This is a genomic window from Flavobacterium ginsenosidimutans (assembly GCF_037478105.1).
Classification (GTDB): domain Bacteria; phylum Bacteroidota; class Bacteroidia; order Flavobacteriales; family Flavobacteriaceae; genus Flavobacterium; species Flavobacterium ginsenosidimutans.
In genome coordinates this window covers 4,056,584-4,074,757 of record NZ_CP147988.1, presented here as the reverse complement: position 1 = coordinate 4,074,757, position 18,174 = coordinate 4,056,584, and the positions used below count along the sequence as shown (strand labels likewise).

Genomic DNA, 18,174 nt, shown 5'->3' with positions numbered 1-18,174 from the left:
TCACAAAGAGCTTCTGCTTTAAAGAATTCCTGTTCGCTGAAATTTAGTATATTAGAGCTGGAAAACTAAAAGCTGTAAATTTAAATCAAATGCTCATGAATGCATATAAAAAGATTTTTCTAGTAGTGCTTGGTATGTTGTGTGCTACAGCGTGTGGCGATAAGCAAGCAGAAAAAGAAAGCGTATCTCTCGACGCGTACTTAAAAGATACATCTACTGGTATAAAAATGGGAGGTATAAAAGTTATAGAGATAAACACGCCGAAAGGAAAATTTAAGGTCTGGACCAAGCGCATCGGAAATAATCCGAGAATAAAGTTGCTTCTTTTAAATGGAGGGCCTGGAGCTACCCATGAATATTTTGAGTGCATGGAGAGTTTTCTGCCTCAGGAAGGAATCGAATTTATCTATTACGACCAATTAGGCACTGGCAATTCCGATAATCCCAATGATCCGACTTTTTGGGATCTTGGCCGTTATGTAGAAGAAGTGGAGCAGGTGCGACAGGCACTGGATCTGGATCAGAGCAATTTTTATCTCTTAGGTCACTCTTGGGGTGGCATTTTAGCCTCCCAGTATGCATTGAAGTATCAGCAGCATCTAAAAGGGCTTATTATTTCCAATATGATGATGAGCGCTATTGATTATGATAAGTATGCAGATGAAGTGCTGGCAAAACAGATGGATCCGGTTGTGTTGGCAAAGATCAGGGAGATAGAGAAGAATAAAGATTTTGAAAATCCACAGTATATGGAGCTGCTGATGCCAAACTTTTATGCCAAGCACATACTGCGTTTAGATCCAGACAAGTGGCCAGAGCCGGTAAATAGATCTTTTAGTAAAATAAATCAGTCGCTTTACGTAACTATGCAAGGGCCAAGTGAATTTGGACTGTCAGGAAAACTCGAGAAATGGGACATCAAAAAAGAGCTTCCAAAACTGGCTGTGCCAACATTATCTATAGGAGCTCGCTATGACACTATGGATCCCGAACATATGAAATGGATTGCCTCTCAGATAAAAAACGGTACTTATTTGTACTGTCCCAATGGAAGCCACATGAGCATGTATGATGATCAGGACATTTATATGAAGGGCCTTATTAAGTTTTTGAAAGATACCGATGCAGCGGATCAAAACAGAAAATAAGAGAAAAAAGCCAGAAATTAATCTGGCTTTTTCATAGCCTTGCTTGCAGGGTATATTCCGTTTTTTTTTAAGAGTTTTTAAAAAATAACTCTTTAGATGGAAACCAATTTGATCCTGCAGAAAGGTAGGATTATTTTCCGTCTACTAATACCAGTGAGACCCTTCTGTTAAGCGGCCTGTTCTCAGCAGGCGTGTTAGGGACCAGAGGTTCGCTTTCCCCTTTAGAGAAGAGATGCATTCGGCTGGATTCTATTCCTTTATTTTGTAAATAATCAGAAACAGCCTGCGCTCTCTTCATCCCGATTTCAAGATTTCGCTGCTGGGTTCCTATATCGCAGGTGTATCCGGTAATATTGAGCTCTGCATCTTTATCTGCTTTTAGTATCTCGGCGATTTTATCCAGTCTCGAAGCCAGTTCGGGAGTTACTTTTGCGCTTCCGATTTCCTGGAAGGCAAGGGGCTGCTTTTCGATGTAGCTCCTTTCCTCGGCAGTAAGCTCTTTTCTGGCTGGCGCAGCCTGGACAGCTTTCTGCTGTGCGGGAGCCGCCTGCTGAATTGGAGCCGTCTGCGTCTGTGCAGGCGGTTCCGCTTTCGCCTGCACAGGTTCCGGTCTGCCTTTAGCTAAAGAAAAGCCTAATTTCAGCTGGATCCCCGCAGAAAAGTAGCGGCTTTCCTGCACTATTTTTCTGTTTCCGGCCGTGCCGTCTGCCTGAATATTGTCAATTCCGTTCGGACTGTATGCCGCGATATTTGCATTGGGAGTCTCTTTTGCCAGATCAGTCAGGCCATAATCAATATATATGCCTGTGTAAAGCTGTGTCCTTTCTTTTAATCTGAAGGCAAGGCCTGTTTCGGCACTTAATAGAAAAGCAGGGTCTAGGCTTACGGCTGTCTTATCCTGCCAATCGGTTACTTTTCCGAATCCGTGGGAAGGCAGATCGTCAACCAGAAGATTCACGTCAGGATAATAGCCGCTCAGCTGCAGTTCGGATGCCGAAGCTTTTACGGTCTGCTTTCCGGGAAAGAGGATTTTTCCCCCGAATCCAAAATATAATCCTGTCTGTGAGGCAATTGATGTTCTGTACTGCATCATAAGGGGAATCGCAGCAGAAATAAAATGCTGGTCTTCCTTATAATTGGTCGGCGTAACCCGATACTCGAAAGCGGAGGTCTGGTCATCAACCTCATAGCTTGAGATTGTGGTTCCGTTATCCAGTCCAAAGCTGTTCTGGCTGTATGTGACATCAACGCCAGCTGTAATTCCCCAGTGGCCGCTGAAGAAATAGGTGTACCCGACACCTATTCCTCCGCCAAATTTCAGTTTTCCGTCTCCGATGCTGCTGTCATAAAGGATTCCAGAGGGGCCTGCGTTAATCTTAAAATTAAGTTCCTGCGCTTCTATCGAGATATTAAATAGTGCCAATACGGCTATAGTGATTTTAATCTTCATTTCCTGTAAATTTAAATTGGACCCCATTTTTATTTAACCAATAGGTTGATTGTTTTTATCTGCCCGTCGGCCAGCTTAAGGACCACAACATAAATGGCAGCCTGCGCAGGAGCGGTGATCTGGGTGCTTGCCTTTACATTTGAAATGGTCTGCACTAATTTTCCCGTAATGTCAAAAATAGCTATCTCGGCTCCATTTAGCTGGGATTCGCTGAAATCGCACTCTAAGGTAAATTCACCTGCAGGTTTAACCGGGTTTGGAAAAATCTTGATTTTCTTGGTGAAGACTGTTCCGGCTGTCTCAATCGGGCACGATTTGATCGAGTTTCCATTTCTGTCTTTTGCAATCACATGGTAAGTTCCATTCAAAGGCTGAAGTTCGCTATAGTATTGGCGGGTCGCACCGGAAACGGCCGCTCCGTTTCTGTACCATTGCCAGGCCACATAATTGTTTGATCTGTTGTCAAAGAACAGGACATTTGCCCACTGCTGCACAACAAGCCCGGACTGGCTTATTTCGATGGTTTTGACAACGGCCACAGCAGGGTTATGGTTCTGGTCGCCATTCTGCACAGCGGTAATGGTCGTGCTTCCAGCTCCAGCTATATTTAAGGCTGTTCCTGTAACTGCAGCCAATGCAGGGTCTGCACTGGTATAGGAAACCGGCAGTCCGCTGTCTGCTGTGGCAGTCAGGGCTAGAGAATTGGAATCGGAACAGCCAAATTCTAAGGTCTGGTCCCAAGTGATCGTCTGGTCTGCTTTAGTAATTTCAAATTCAGCACCTTCAAAAACAATGATATAATCTGCACCGGCGCTAACTGTTCCCAGTTTAATATTGTATTTTCCTGCATTTTCTCCGGCATCTCTGGACAGCAGTCCAGCAATTACTGACGGAGCGTCTCCGTTGGCAAGACCTAAATATTTATAGCCAAAGACAGGATCGGCAGTTCCATATACTTTTGTCTGTCCTGCGCTGGCAGTTATAGTAAGGGTATATTTTTCTGTAGTGAAGCTGACTTCGTTTCCGTAATTGACAAAACCACTGCTGTTTACCGCATAAGTTCTGACATAATAGGTTCTGTTTCCTCTAAGTCCAGCTAAAGAACCGGTAAATGTTCCTAACGCACTTGCAGCATTTATTTTAGCATCGGCTGTAGTAGGATCTGTATGCAGAGCATATACAAAACCGGCTTCTGTCAGACACTCTCCTGTATCTGCATTTATTCCGTCTGAAGATACAGTGCCGGATAAAGATGCGCCAGCTGCGGTTATTCCAGATACGGCTGAAGTGTTCAAACTGACAGGATTGGCAGGTTCAGCTATTACAACATCTATAGCAGCGGCACAAGAATTGGCATCTGTAACGATTACGCTGTAGGTTCCGGCAGAAAGCCCCGTTGCAATGGCGGATGTTCCTCCAGATGGAGACCATAAGAAGGTGTACGAGCCAGAACCGCCGCTAGGATATACTATAGCTGATCCGTTATTTCCTCCATGGCATGAAACCTGTGTAACGGCCGTAACAAGAGTTAAAGCATCTGGTTCTGCAATTGTAATGGTATTAGCAGTAGAGCATAAGTTTGAATCTGTTACGGTTACGGTGTAGATTCCGGCAGAAAGGCCAGACGCCGTTGCAGCAGTTCCTCCAGACGGTGCCCATAAATAAGTGTAAGTGCCAGTTCCTCCTGTAACGTTTACTGTCGCAGATCCATCATTACCGCCATGACAGGACACATTTGTCTGTGCATATGCTGCCGAAAGAGCCGCAGGTTCTGCTATCTGTACAGTCTGTGCTGTGAAGCATCCATTTGCATCGGTAACGGTGACAGTATAATTTCCAGGAGCAAGACCCGTTGCAGCTGCAGCAGTTCCTCCAGAAGGAGCCCATAAGTATGTATAGGCACCTGTTCCGCCAGTTACGGCAACAGAAGCAGATCCGTCAGATCCTCCATTGCATAAAACATCTGTAACAGCTGCAGTTAATGCTAAAGCATCAGGTTCTGTAATTGTGATAGTTTTATCAGTAGAACATGAGTTTGCATCGGTAACAGTAACAGTATACGTTCCAGCTGAAAGGCCAGCTGCTGTAGGAGCAGTGCCTCCAGAAGGCGACCATAAGTATGTATAAGACCCGGTTCCTCCAGAAACAGCTACTGAAGCTGTACCGTCATTACCGCCATTGCAGGATACATTAATTTGTGAATCTACCGCTAAAAGAACAGCAGGTTCAGTAATCTGAATAGTTTCTGTTATGAAGCATCCATTTGCATCGGTAACGGTGACAGTATAATTTCCAGGAGCAAGACCAGCTGCTGTTGCAGCAGTTCCTCCAGATGGTGACCATGAATAGGTGTAAGGGCCTGTTCCTCCAGAGGCAGTTACTGTAGCCGTGCCATTATCTGCCTGACTGCATAAAACGTCTGTTTTTGTTGTTGAAGCAGTAAGTGCAGCCGGTTCGTCTATGGTTACCGTTTCAGTTGTCTGGCATAAATTGGCATCTGTTACAGTAACAGTATATGTCCCGGCAATAAGGCCAGATGCAGTAGCAGCAGTTCCTCCAGAAGGAGCCCATAGGTAAGTATATGCGCCAGTTCCTCCTGTAACGCTTACTGCTGCAGATCCGTTAGTGCCTCCATTGCAGGAAACATTAGTTTTAGATATTGAAGCAGTAAGCGCAGTAGGTTCATTTATTATAACATTTGCATTAGCTGAACAGGAATTGGCATCTGTAACTGTTACAGTGTAATTTCCAGCAGATAGGCCTGTTGCAGTAGCAGCAGTTCCTCCAGATGGAGCCCAAGAATAGGTATAAGCTCCAGTTCCTCCAGTTACGGCTACAGAAGCAGATCCGTTAGCGCCTGTGCTGCATGAAACATCGGTTGAAGTTGCAGTTAATGCTAAAGCATCAGGTTCAGTAATTGTAATTGTATTAACAGCAGAGCAGGAGTTAGCATCTGTAATGGTTACTGTGTAAGTTCCAGCTGAAAGGCCAGCTGCTGTTGCAGCAGTTCCTCCAGATGGAGCCCATAAATAGGTATAAGCGCCAGTTCCTCCAGTTACGGCTACTGAAGCAGATCCGTCATTACCGCCATTGCAGGAAACATTTGTCTGTGAATCTACAGCAGAGAGAGCGGCAGGTTCAGTAATCTGAACGGTTTGTGCTATGAAGCATCCATTTGCGTCTGTAACTGTTACAGTATAAGTTCCAGGAGAAAGACCCGTTGCAGCTGCAGCAGTTCCTCCAGATGGTGACCATGAATAGGTGTAAGGGCCTGTTCCTCCAGAGGCAGTTACTGTAGCCGTGCCGTTATCTGCCTGACTGCATAAAACGTCTGTTTTTGCTATTGAAGCGGCAAGCAGAGCCGGTTCATCTATAGTTACCGTTTCTGCTGCAGAGCATCCATTTGCATCTGTTATGGTGACAGTGTATGTCCCGGCAGAAAGCCCGGAAGCGGCTGCGGCAGTCCCTCCGGAAGGAGCCCAAGCATATGTGTACGAACCGGTTCCGCCTGAAGCAGCTACAGCAGCAGATCCATTAGCTCCGCCATTGCAGGAAACATCGGTTTTAGATATTGCAGCCGTAATTGCATCAGGTTCTGTTATGGTAAAGCTTTCTGTCTTGGTGCATAAATTGGCATCTGTTATGGTAACGGTATAGGTTCCGGCAGATAGGCCAGTCGCTGTGGCTGCAGTCCCTCCCGATGGAGCCCATGAATAGGTGTAGGCGCCTGTTCCGCCAGTTACGGCTACAGAAGCAGATCCGTTATTTCCCCCATTGCAGGTGACATCTGTCTGCGCCGGAACTGCGCTGATTGCTGAGGGTTCAGTAATTGTAAAAGTCTTGGCAATGGAGCACCCGTTTGAAGAAGTGACCGTTACAGAATAGTTTCCTGCGCTAAGATTCACTGCCGTATCGCTGTTTCCTCCGAAAGGGGACCAGACATAGGTAAATGGCCCTGGAGCTCCGGATGGGATCACTGTTGCGCTTCCGGTTGATGAGCCGCTGCATAGTACGTTGGTTTGAGCGGTGCTGGCAACTAGAGTGTTGGCTGTACCGATTGTGAAGTTTTTGGTAATGGAACATCCGTTTGCATCTGTAATTATACAGATGTAATTACCTGCCGCTTTACCTGTAATGATAGGTGCTGTCTCGCCTCCTGGCGACCAAAGATAGCTATAGCCTGGTGTGCCGCCAAAGGGTGATACACCTGCCTGTCCGCCTGTTGAACAGGTAGCGTTAATTTGGGAAGTGGTAGCGGTTAATGGAGCAGCTGGCTGGGAAATGGTGAAGGATTCCGTCAATTGGCAGCTGTTTGCATCTGCAACAGTTACTGTGTAGGTTCCGGCAGTAAGGCCTGCTGCTGTTGCTGCAGTTCCTCCTGAAGGGGACCATGAATAGGTGTAGTTGCCTGAACCGCCAGAGACAGTGACAGATGCTGTGCCTGTCGCTCCGCCATTGCATAAAACGTCCGTCTGTGATTTTGACGCCGATAGAATAGCAGGCTCTGCAATGGTAAAGCTTTGTGCAGCCTGGCAATTATTGGCGTCAGTAACTGTTACCGTATATGTTCCCGCTTGAAGACCGCTGGCAGTTGCTTTGGACTATTCCAATCATACTTGAATCTCTAAAATATCATTTAAAGAATAAAATCTGTACTTCTTTTCTATTCTATATTTGTTTAGCTACAGTTTTAAAATGCTATATTAAAACTGGATTATTTTGCAGTCTTGCAAAAAATATTTTTGTAAGATTCTGACTTGTAAAATTTATATCTTATTTGTAGCTCGACAATGTCTATCATTATTGATAACTTACTTTGATTATTGTTTTTTTTAGTTAACGTAAAATTTATGTTTGAATAAACTCAGGATAGTATACTTGCGTGTTAAATAACATACAATGAACAGAATATTTATAATGTTTTTACTTTTGACAGTAAATTCATTCGCGCAACAGATAAAATTTGAAAATTTTACAACGAATCAAGGATTATCTAACAATTCTGTAGTGGATATAGAAAGCGATAGAGATGGAGGCTTATGGATTGCTACTTGGGACGGTCTAAATTATTTTGATGGGTATAATTTTAAGGTTTTTAAAAACGATTTTAATAACCCAAAAACAATCTCCAGTAATTATATTACTAAACTTAAAAAAGATATATCTGGGAAAATCTGGATCATGACAAAAGAAGGTCATGTGAACAGCTATCTTGGAAATAATGAATTTGAAGAATTTAAGTTTAAAACTACTCCAAAAAACGTTTATTTATCTCAAAAAGGGAATATTGTAATAGAAACAAATACCGCATATTACGAATATAAAAATAAATCTTTTGTTGAAATAGCTTCAAATAATGTCAAGAGAACGGATACCAGTAATCTAAAAAATATTTTACTTCAAAAATATCCTAAACTTATTATTAATGATGTTCTAAAAGATAAATTGGGAAACATATGGTTTGCTACTCGTGAAAACGGATTGTTCATTATTACAAACGAAAATAAAATAGAACATCTTACAGCAGATTTATATGCGCCATATTCTTTTAAAAATAACGAAATAGAAACACTCCACAATGACGACTTTGGGAATATTTGGTTGGGTCAGAAAGACGGAGGTTTGAGTATGGCATTTACTGGTTCAGAGAAAATAAACTCAATTGTACCGCATCCTTTAAAACAACCGAATCTTCCAGACGAAACAATTAGGGCAATAACCAAAGATACTAAAGGAAAAATCTGGCTGGGTTATTATACACGAGGGCTTTACTGTTATAACGACAGAAATCATTTTTTTGAGAAATTTAAAATAGATAAAGCAAGTTCTAATCCAGACTGGGAACGAATTCGAAGCTTATTTACTTCGAGCGATGGAAGTATTTGGGCGGGAACTTATAAAGGAATTCTCCGTATTTCAGACAATAAAGTTATTAGCTATGAAACTTCCAATATAGAAGAAGTTTCTATCAATAGATGCTATTCTATAATTGAGGATCAAAATAAACAGCTTTGGATGGGATGTTGGGGAGGTTTGGCTAAATTTAACTTGATAACGGAAAAGTTTGAAAATTTTAAAGGGCAGGAGTTATTAAGTAAATATCATATCAGAAATGTCAAAAAAGACAATCAGAATCTTATTATTTCTACCGAGAATAATGGCGTAATTCTGTTTAATTTATCTACTCATTCTTTAAAAAGAATTACTACTCTGGAAGGAATCTTAGGAAACAGTATTTATTCTATTTTTGTAGACAATGAATCTAATAATTATTGGATTGCTTCTTTGGGAGGCGTGAGCATTTTTAATAAAAAAACAGGAATCTTAAAAAACATTACAGAATTAGAAGGATTGCCAAGTCACATGGTTTATGGACTTATTGATACCGGCGATAAGGTTTGGATTAGTACAACAAAGGGAATTGCTTCTATTGATAAAAAAAAGTTTACTGTTACGGCTTATAATCCAGATCACGGATGGCAGGCAACTGAATTTTCTGAAGGAGCATATTATCAAGATCTTAAAAGGAATTTGTTTTTTGGAGGAGTAGAAGGACTTAATTATTTTAATCCAAGTACGATTCATACTAATAACTCGAAAGCAAAAATTAAATTGAAAATCGATGGCGTTGAAAATTCGATGGCTTCAATTGAAAAAAGTTTTAGTAATAATGCATTAGAAATTGAAGTTATACCAATAATTTTCCCAAGAAACAGCAAATATGAGATCTATTATAAAATGGAAGGGAAAGATGAAAATTGGATTCTTTTACCTGCCAACAATAAAATAGAATATTCTAATCTTTCTTCTGGCGATTACAATTTTGTGATTAAGCAAGGACGAAAAGGAAAACCGGAACCGGTATTTTTTTCACTTCATATAGGAAAAGCATTTTACGAATCGATAATGTTTTATATGCTCTTGTCAGGGTTTATACTGCTTATGTCTATTATTGTGGTTTACGTCAAAAACAAAGCGGCTCTTGTTCAGCAAATTTATCTCGAAGAACTTGTTGCCGCTAGAACAGCTGTGATTGAAAACCAGAAAAAAGAAATGGAGCAGGTAAATGAAGAATTGGATGAAAAAAATAGAAAGATTTTAGAACAGAAAGAAAAACTTCTTATTCTTCACAGCAATTTAAAAAAAGAAAATTTTGAAATAGAAAAGTTTAAAACTTTTATGCTGGCAGAATTCCAGGAACCAATATCCAAAATTATCAAAATATCGAGCGCATTTAAAAAAGATACAGAAACGCATCGGGATTTAATAGTACAATCGGGGAAATTGGTGAAACTAATCTCGGAATGGAATTATTTGGAACATGTAAAAGATCTTGGTCCAATAAAAAAATCGCCTGTAGGTTTGTTTCCTGTTTTTAAGAACAATGTCGAAAAATTAAAGAAAGACTTGCAGCTAAATGAAGTCAATTTTAATTGCGAAATAGATAATTCGAATTGTTTTGCTTCGGTAGATGTTTTACGTTTAAAACTTTCTATGCAATATTTTTTTAATGATTTAAGTAAATATTCAGACAGAGACAGTACTTTAAATATTTCAATTACTCACAAAAATAATTTTGTAGAGATTAAAGCAATTTCAGATAGTGTAATTCTAAAAGAGAACTGGTATAATATTTCACATTACAGTCCCTATTTTAAAGCCTTACAGGTTTTACTGCAAGATTTGGAAGGAGAATTAATTTCATCTGAAGAAGAAGATTTTGAAATCACTTTACAAATTCCAATAGAAGTTGTTGATCCTGATGTTAATTTTAAGGAAACTATTTCTTGGAAAAATTTTAATTCGACAGATCAATTTTCTGATGATAAAAAATGTCTTCTAGTTTTTGGAGATTCTTATAACAATCAAGCTGCGAGTCAGGTTTTGGAAAGTGAAAATTTCAATTTGATTTTTGAAAATTCTATTTTCAATCTGAATTCAATAATGAAACAAATTGATATTTCAGCTTTGGTTTTATATCAAACAGAATTCTCTAAAAAGCTAATTGATTTTTTAAAATTGAATAAAGAAAGTTCGAATATTAAAATTCCGATGATTTATATCTCAGAAGACATTAATTACGAACTGAACGAACAATTATTAGAAATTGGCATCGAAACCCACATTCAGCTTCCTGCCAGTGCATCATTCGTCAGAAAAAAAATTGACAGTTTGATTAATCAAAGTACAAAACCTCTTCGAGAGCATAAAATTCAGGAGAAAATTTTTGAAATTCTCACAGGAGATAACGAACACGTTACAGCCAATGACAGACTTTTAAGAAGAGCCTTAGAAATAATAAAAAGACAATTGCATAATCCGTCATTTAATGTAGAAGTGCTTGTAGAAGAATTGGGAATTTCTAGAGTAAAATGCTATCGCGTATTCAAGGAAACTTTAAATCAATCTCCTTCAGATATTTTAATGTCACTTCGATTACAAAAGGCAGAAGTTTTATTAAAAACAAAGAGATTGAACATATCTGAAATAAGTTTTGAATGCGGTTATAATGATCCAAAATACTTTGGACGTTCTTTTAAAAAGTATTTTGGGAAAACTCCTAAAGAATTTAAAGAGTTTAAAGAGTACTCGGTTTAGAATTTTTGTTAGCCCTGTATTTGCGCAAAGTTAGGTCAATGTTAATGTGCAAAATTCCCCTTTTTTACTGTTAATTCTATCCTAATTTGAATTAAAAGTCCTCTTTTGAATAACAAAAATCCTCCCTTTGGAGGTGTCGTTAAGATACTTTTGGCAAAACAAAAAAAGTATTTTAAATGAAAAAAATTTATGCATTATTACTTCTTGCCTTTGGATGTATGTCTTACTCCTATGGGCAGATAAATGTATCAGGAGTCGTGGTTTCTGATGTTGAAAAAGTGCCTGTACCAGGTGTTTCTGTTTATATTAAAGGAGAACCTAAAGGCGCAGTAACAACTGATTTTGATGGGAATTTTAAAATTAAATCTCAACAAAATGACGGTATTTTAGTTTTTTCTTATGTAGGATTTAAAACTAAAGAGGTTTCTTTCTCAGGTACTCAAAAATTAACTGTTTCTCTAGCAGAAGAAGTTAGTACTTTGAATGAAGTAGTAGTTGTTGGTTACGGTTCTCAAAAGAGATCTGATGTAACTGGAGCAATTTCTTCTGTAAAAAGTGAAAGTTTTAACAAAGGAGTAGTGGCCAATGCAGGACAATTGATTCAAGGTAAAGTTGCCGGGGTTAACGTTGTCGCTTCTAGCGGTGAGCCTGGAGCTACTCAAGATATTATTATTCGTGGAGTTGGAAGTTTACGTTCTGGTACAACTCCTCTTTATGTAGTAGATGGATTTGCTTTAGATAACAGTAATACTGGTGTTGCTTCAAATCCTTTAAACTTCATTAACCCACAAGACATTGAAAGTATTGACGTACTTAAAGATGCATCAGCTTCTGCAATTTACGGTTCTAGAGCTGCAAATGGAGTTGTGGTAATTACAACTAAAAAAGGTTCAAAAGGAAGAAGTCAAATCAATCTTTCTATGTCAACTGGTTTTTCTTCATTAGCGAACAAAGTTGATGTTTTTAGTGCTGACGAATTTAGAAGAGCAGTTGCGTCGGTAAATGGAAATTTACAAGACGGAGGAGCAAATACAGATTGGCAAGATGAATTAACAAGAACTGGAGTTTCTCAAAACGTTAATTTATCGATGAGCGGAGGAACAGAAAAATCTACTTATTCTGCATCTGTTGGTATGGATGATCAGGAAGGTGTTCTAAAAAATAGTGATTTAAAGCGTTATTCTGGACGTTTGAATTTAACTCAAAAAGCATTAAATGATAAATTTAATGTGGCTTTCAATTTGACTGGAACAAAACTAGAGAACTCTAGACCAGACGCTAGAACAGTAGTTGGAAATATGCTGACAATGAACCCAACTGATGCGGTTTATGTTAATGGACAACCAAATACTAATTTGAGCAATGATGTTTTGAATCCATTGATCAGTCAAAACATTTACTCAGATATTACGAACAACAATCGTATTTTGGCTAATATCGCACCATCTTATGAATTTATCAAAGGATTAACTTATAAGTTTAATCTAGGTGTAGATTATTCTATGTCTGAAAGAGACATTCAGGTATTGCCTTATTCATCGGCAACAAATACAACTTTGGGTTCTTTGAATAATATCATTACTACAAACAACAATACTTTATACGAGAATACTTTAACGTATAATTTCAATGTAAAAGCACATAGTTTTACGGTTTTAGCTGGTCAATCTTACCAAAAAATTCAAGTAAATCAAAAAAGCTATAATTTATCTGGATTCCCTGATAATGGTGTAGAACCAAAAAATCAGATCGAAACCGCAAGTGAGCGTACAACGCAATCTTCTTCTGCAGTAGAAAATGAACTTCAGTCTTTCTTTGGAAGATTAAATTATGCTTTCGACAACAAATATTTAGTAACAGCAACAATGCGTGCTGACGGTTCTTCTAAATTTGGTAAAAACAATAGATACGGATATTTCCCATCTGTAGCATTAGGTTGGAATATTACGAAAGAAGATTTTTTAAAGGAATCAGAAACACTTAATAATCTTAAATTAAGAGCAAGCTGGGGACAAACTGGTTCTCAAGAGATTCCTTCAAAAATTACAAAAGCAAGTTATACTGAAAGTAACACAGGAAACGATACTTACCCATTAGATCCTTCTGCGACAGATTTGAGCGGATATCCTTATGGTTCAATCTATACACGTTTGGCTAATCCAAATATCCAATGGGAGGTTTCAACACAAGCAAATATTGGATTAGATTTTAGTTTATTCAATAATAGATTATCAGGTACTGTTGATTACTTTAACAAAGTTTCAGAAAATATTTTATTAGAAGTTGCGCCTACAGATCCAATTCAGCCAACATCAAAATATTGGACAAATATTCCTAATATGCAGATCAAAAACAATGGTATTGAGGTGGCTTTAGATTACAGCAGTGATAAAAGCAAAGATTTCTCATATAACATTGGTGGAAATATTTCTTTCACAAACAATAAAGTAGAAAATTCTCCATATAAAATTTTAACTACAGGTGGTGCACAAGGAGGAGGACAATCTGGAGCTACTATCAACGGTGTACTTAACGGACAGCCTATTGGTTCTTTCTACATGCTTGATTTTATAGGAATTGGTACTGATGGTTTAAACCAATTTGCTGATACAAATGGAGATGGACAAATTCTTGATGATGACCGTATCGTTGCAGGAAGCGCTTTACCAGATTACATCTATGCTTTCTATTTAAACTTTAAATACAAGAATTTAGATTTAGGATTTAATTTCAATGGTGCTGGTGGAAACAAAATCTACAACCACGTTGCAATGACTTCATTCAACAGAGGAAGTTTAGCAAACTCTTTTAATACGACTGATAGAGCTACTCAATATTTAAATGAATCATCGACTAACTCGAATACAGTTTCTACAAGATATTTAGAAGATGGTAGTTTCTTAAGATTAAACAATGCTACTCTAGGATATAATTTAAGCCCAAAATTAGTTGGACTTGGCGATGCGATGGATAATATTCGTCTTTCAGTTACAGGACAAAACTTATTTGTAATTACAAAATACAGCGGTTATGATCCTGAAATTAATACAGGAACATCTGTTGGTGATATTCAATCTTTCGGAATTGATTATTTCAGTTACCCAAGAAGCAGAACGATTGTATTTGGCTTAAATGTAGCATTCTAACAAAAAAAACATAACATGAAAAATAAAATAATAGTAGCAGCTCTTGCAATTGGTTTATTATTTACCTGGAGCTGTACAGATTTAGAAGAAAAAGTGCTGGACGAATCCTTGAATGGAGGAGGACAGGCAGACGCGATAAGTGGTGCAATTGCTCCAGCTTACGGTCAGTTAAAAGCAACTTGGATCCATACTAACAATTTTGGTTTACAGTTAATTGCGAGTGACGAAGGAATTTTACCTTACAGAGGAGGAACAGACTGGTACGATGGAGGTAAATATTTAGCAGTTCACGCACATACTACTACACCTACAAATGACTTGGTTACAAGTACTTGGAATGAGCTTACTAAAAATATTTCAAGAACATTATCTGCTATTGAAGTTTTAACTCCGCTTGCAGCAGATGGAAATACTGAAGCACAAGGAGCGCTTTATGAAATGAAAGCTTTAAGAGCATATTTAAATATGATGACTTTAGACAGCTGGGGACTTGTATTCAAAAAAGAATCATCGGCTGCAACTTCAGAAATCCTTAGAGGACAAGACGCTGTTACATACATTGAGAATGAATTATTGTCAGTTGCTGATGTAATTAACACAGATAAAGGACCAGGTAGAATGACTCAATCTGCTGTTTGGGGACTTCTTGCAAGATTGAATTTAAATGCTGCTGTTTACCGTGATCCTTATGGAACACCAAATTTCACATCAGCTGATATGGATAAAGTTATTAAGTACACAGATAACATTATAAACTCAGGAAAATTTACTTTATCTCCTGAATATTTTGACTTATTTGATGATGATAATAACTCTAACAAAGAGTTGATTTTTGCAATTGATCAGCGTGGAGTTTTAAAAGACGAAAACAACCGTTGGGCTTATTGGTCTATTCCAGGATCAATGTTTCCAAGACCTGAATCTATTAATGCTGACGGAACTGACGGACCAGCTATTACTTCAGATTTCTATCAAACTTGGGTTGACGCTTACGGATCTGTAGATCCTGCTGATGCTGATTCAAGATTTTATAAAAACAATGCAAAAGTGCCAGATAACTTAAAAGATCTTACTGGACTTTCTCCTTTAAATGATGAGAATCACTACTACTGTGTAAAAGCAGAAGAGTTTGAAATTGATAGAGGAATTTTGAGAGGTATTCCGTGGGCTGCTAGAAAAGATGCTAATGGAGCATTTTATAAATGTGATACTGGATACAGAATTTACCCAGTTAAACAAATTAAAGGAAACGGACCAGACAAAAATGTGGGTTATGTTAACCTTACTTTGAAAGTTGATTTTACAAACGAAGGAAGTACACACGCTTCTGGATATAGAGTTTCTAAATACCAATTTAGCCATACTTCACCTGACGGAAATTACTACAGTAGTGTAGACATGGTTTTATTGAGATATGCTGAAATTTTCATGATGCGTGCTGAAGCTAAGTTGAGAAAAGGAGATAACGCTGGTGCACTTGCTGATATGAATACAGTAAGAACTTCAAGAACGGCACGAGCTCCAATTCCTGCTGCGCTTGCATCTATCAACTTGAATATTTTATACAGAGAATATGGATTCGAATTTTACTGGGAAGGTTTAAGAAGAAACACTCAAATTCGTTTCAGTCACTTCGAAGATAAATGGACTGAAAAATCAGATACAGATGTAAACAAAAGACTGTTCCCAATTCCTCAAGTAGCAATTGATGGAGCGTCTAACACACCAGGATATTTAGTTCAAAATAAAGGATATTAAGTAGTTGTTTTGTGTTTTATAGGAAGGCTGCCTATTGCTTAAGGCAGTCTCCTTTCGCTTAGTTGTTAAAACAGGGAGATTTTAAAGCTTATAAAACCCCCTGTTTTTAATTTTTTTCTTCAAAAATCCCAAATTCGTTTATAAAAATTTTAAGTTTTAATCTGATTGCCCTTCAGGGAAACGAATTCTTTTTATAATAAATCACCTTTTTTGCCCCTCAAACCTACCGCATTTTTTTACCCAATATTCATTAATTTATTTCAAAATGAAAACATCATTTTTATTCATAAGTTTATTTCTTTCTCTTTTTGGAGCAGGAAATCGACTATATTCTCAGGAGCAAGTTAAAATACATTCGCATAATGATTATAACCAAACCGTTCCTTTTTGGAATGCTTATGCAAATGGGGCATCATCTATCGAAGCTGATATTTTTCTAAAGGACAACAATTTATATGTATCACATGATGAGAAGGGAATTACCTCTTCTAGAACTTTAGAGGATTTGTATTTAAAGCCTTTAGAATCTGCTTTAAAAATGAATTTCAAAAAAGAGAATAAATTAACTCTACTAATAGACATTAAAACAGATGCTGAACCTACTTTGAACAAATTAGTTTCTGTTTTAAGCAAATATGAATCAATTATTACTAATAAGGATATTAAAATAATTGTATCAGGAAACAGACCTGATGCAGAAACGTATGTAAAGTATCCAAATTTTATCTACTTTGATTTTCAAGAATTAGGAAAATCAATTTCAAAAGAAAACTGGTCAAAAGTTGCCATGGTTAGTGCAGATTTTAAAAAGTATTCTGTTTGGAACGGATTAGGAAGACTAACTCATGACGATTATAACCGCATAAGCTCAGTTATTGCTAAAGCTAAAGAAACGAATAAACCATTCCGTTTTTGGGGCGCACCAGATTCAAAAAGTGCATGGAAAGCATTTTTAGAATTAGGAGTAGATATCATCAACACTGATTCTCCATACAATTGTGTTCAATATATTCAAACGCTTCCTAAAAGATTGGTTACAGTAACTAATTCTTCAAAAGTTTATAAACCTACTTATAAAACAGATAAAAAAGAAGAGCCAGTTAAAAACGTAATCCTTTTAATTGGAGATGGAAATGGTTTGTCACAAATATCATCGGCTGTTTTGGCTAATAATGGAGTATTATCTGTTACACAATTGAAAAGTATTGGTTTTATAAAAACACAATCTGCAGATGATTTCACAACAGATTCAGCGGCTGCTGGAACTGCATTGGCAACAGGCCAAAAAACAAATAATAGAGCAATTGGAACAGATAGTTTAAGAAAACCAATTGCAAATATTATGGAAGTTTTGCAAAAAAGAAAATACAGTACAGGTGTTATTACAACAGATGAAATTACTGGCGCAACTCCAGCAGCTTTTTACGCACACACAGAAGAGAGATCTAATACAGAGGAAATTGCTAAAGACTTATTAAAAAGTAAATTGAATTTGTTTATTGGAGGAGGAGCTTCTACTTTTAAAAATATTTCTTTGAGTTCTAAATTTAAATTATTGAATTCTGTTAAAGAATTAGAAACAGTAATAAGCGATACAGTTGGTGTTTTTATTGCTGACGGAAGAGTTCCATCGGTTATGGAAGGAAGAGGAGAATTACTGGCAGATGCTACAAAATATAGTCTTGATTTTTTTAACAAAAAGAAAAAGCCTTTTTTCTTAATGATTGAAGGAGCACAGATTGATAGTTTTGGTCATGTTAATAATGCTGGCGGAATTGTATCTGAAACCATTGATTTTGATACAGCGATAACTCAAGCATTGATTTTTGCAGATAATAATAAAGGAACTTTAGTAATTATTACGGCAGATCACGAAACTTCCGGATTTGCTATTCCGCAAGGAAATGTAAAAAAACATAAAATCGAAGGAGACTTTATAACAAACGATCATACTGCAACGATGGTTCCTATCTTTTCTTATGGACCTCATTCGCAAGATTTTCAAGGAGTTTACGAAAATAATGAAGTGTTCAATAAAATACTTTCATTATTGAAATAAAATCGAATCATCTCA

The 18,174-nt window shown here is 37.6% G+C and carries 7 protein-coding genes and 1 pseudogene; 5 read left to right on the top strand and 3 right to left on the bottom strand.

The window, feature by feature from the left end:
* Positions 1-95: 95 nt before the first annotated feature.
* Positions 96-1,148: a proline iminopeptidase-family hydrolase gene (locus tag V6624_RS17815; protein WP_239455746.1), complete on the top strand. Its 1,053-nt coding sequence runs from the start codon at positions 96-98 to the stop codon at positions 1,146-1,148.
* A 130-nt stretch (positions 1,149-1,278) separates the two neighbouring features.
* On the opposite strand, the gene V6624_RS17810 is transcribed toward V6624_RS17815, so the two are convergent.
* From V6624_RS17810 to V6624_RS23735, 3 genes and pseudogenes are all read right to left on the bottom strand, one after another.
* Positions 1,279-2,598, bottom strand: coding sequence for an OmpA family protein (locus V6624_RS17810; protein ID WP_338839588.1), 1,320 nt, complete (start codon positions 2,596-2,598; stop codon positions 1,279-1,281).
* Between the two features lie 29 nt (positions 2,599-2,627).
* Positions 2,628-6,899: a T9SS type A sorting domain-containing protein gene (locus V6624_RS17805; RefSeq protein WP_338839587.1), complete on the bottom strand. Its 4,272-nt coding sequence runs from the start codon at positions 6,897-6,899 to the stop codon at positions 2,628-2,630.
* Between the two features lie 87 nt (positions 6,900-6,986).
* Positions 6,987-7,094, bottom strand: a pseudogene (locus tag V6624_RS23735) (SprB repeat-containing protein); the annotation flags it as partial.
* A 403-nt stretch (positions 7,095-7,497) separates the two neighbouring features.
* Here V6624_RS23735 and V6624_RS17800 point away from each other — a divergent pair.
* The 4 genes from V6624_RS17800 (at position 7,498) to V6624_RS17785 (ending at position 18,159) form a co-directional block, all read left to right on the top strand.
* The gene (locus V6624_RS17800; protein WP_338839586.1) at positions 7,498-11,196 is read left to right on the top strand and encodes a two-component regulator propeller domain-containing protein; all 3,699 of its coding nucleotides are present in this window, start codon (positions 7,498-7,500) and stop codon (positions 11,194-11,196) included.
* A gap of 176 nt (positions 11,197-11,372) precedes the next feature.
* The gene (locus tag V6624_RS17795) at positions 11,373-14,342 is read left to right on the top strand and encodes a TonB-dependent receptor (RefSeq protein ID WP_338839585.1); all 2,970 of its coding nucleotides are present in this window, start codon (positions 11,373-11,375) and stop codon (positions 14,340-14,342) included.
* A gap of 15 nt (positions 14,343-14,357) precedes the next feature.
* Positions 14,358-16,100, top strand: a complete 1,743-nt coding sequence (locus tag V6624_RS17790) for a RagB/SusD family nutrient uptake outer membrane protein (RefSeq protein ID WP_338839584.1) — start codon at positions 14,358-14,360, stop codon at positions 16,098-16,100.
* Positions 16,101-16,365: 265 nt separating this feature from the next.
* On the top strand, positions 16,366-18,159 hold the full coding sequence (locus tag V6624_RS17785; RefSeq protein WP_338839583.1) for an alkaline phosphatase: 1,794 nt from the start codon (positions 16,366-16,368) through the stop codon (positions 18,157-18,159).
* The last annotated feature ends 15 nt before the right edge of the window (positions 18,160-18,174 follow it).

Coding starts and splice junctions, on each gene's coding strand:
- V6624_RS17795 (WP_338839585.1), top strand. CDS start 11,373: ATGAAAAAAATTTATGCATTATTACTTCTTGCCTTTGGATGTATGTCT.
- V6624_RS17815 (WP_239455746.1), top strand. CDS start 96: ATGAATGCATATAAAAAGATTTTTCTAGTAGTGCTTGGTATGTTGTGT.
- V6624_RS17785 (WP_338839583.1), top strand. CDS start 16,366: ATGAAAACATCATTTTTATTCATAAGTTTATTTCTTTCTCTTTTTGGA.
- V6624_RS17800 (WP_338839586.1), top strand. CDS start 7,498: ATGAACAGAATATTTATAATGTTTTTACTTTTGACAGTAAATTCATTC.
- V6624_RS17810 (WP_338839588.1), bottom strand. CDS start 2,598: ATGAAGATTAAAATCACTATAGCCGTATTGGCACTATTTAATATCTCG.
- V6624_RS17790 (WP_338839584.1), top strand. CDS start 14,358: ATGAAAAATAAAATAATAGTAGCAGCTCTTGCAATTGGTTTATTATTT.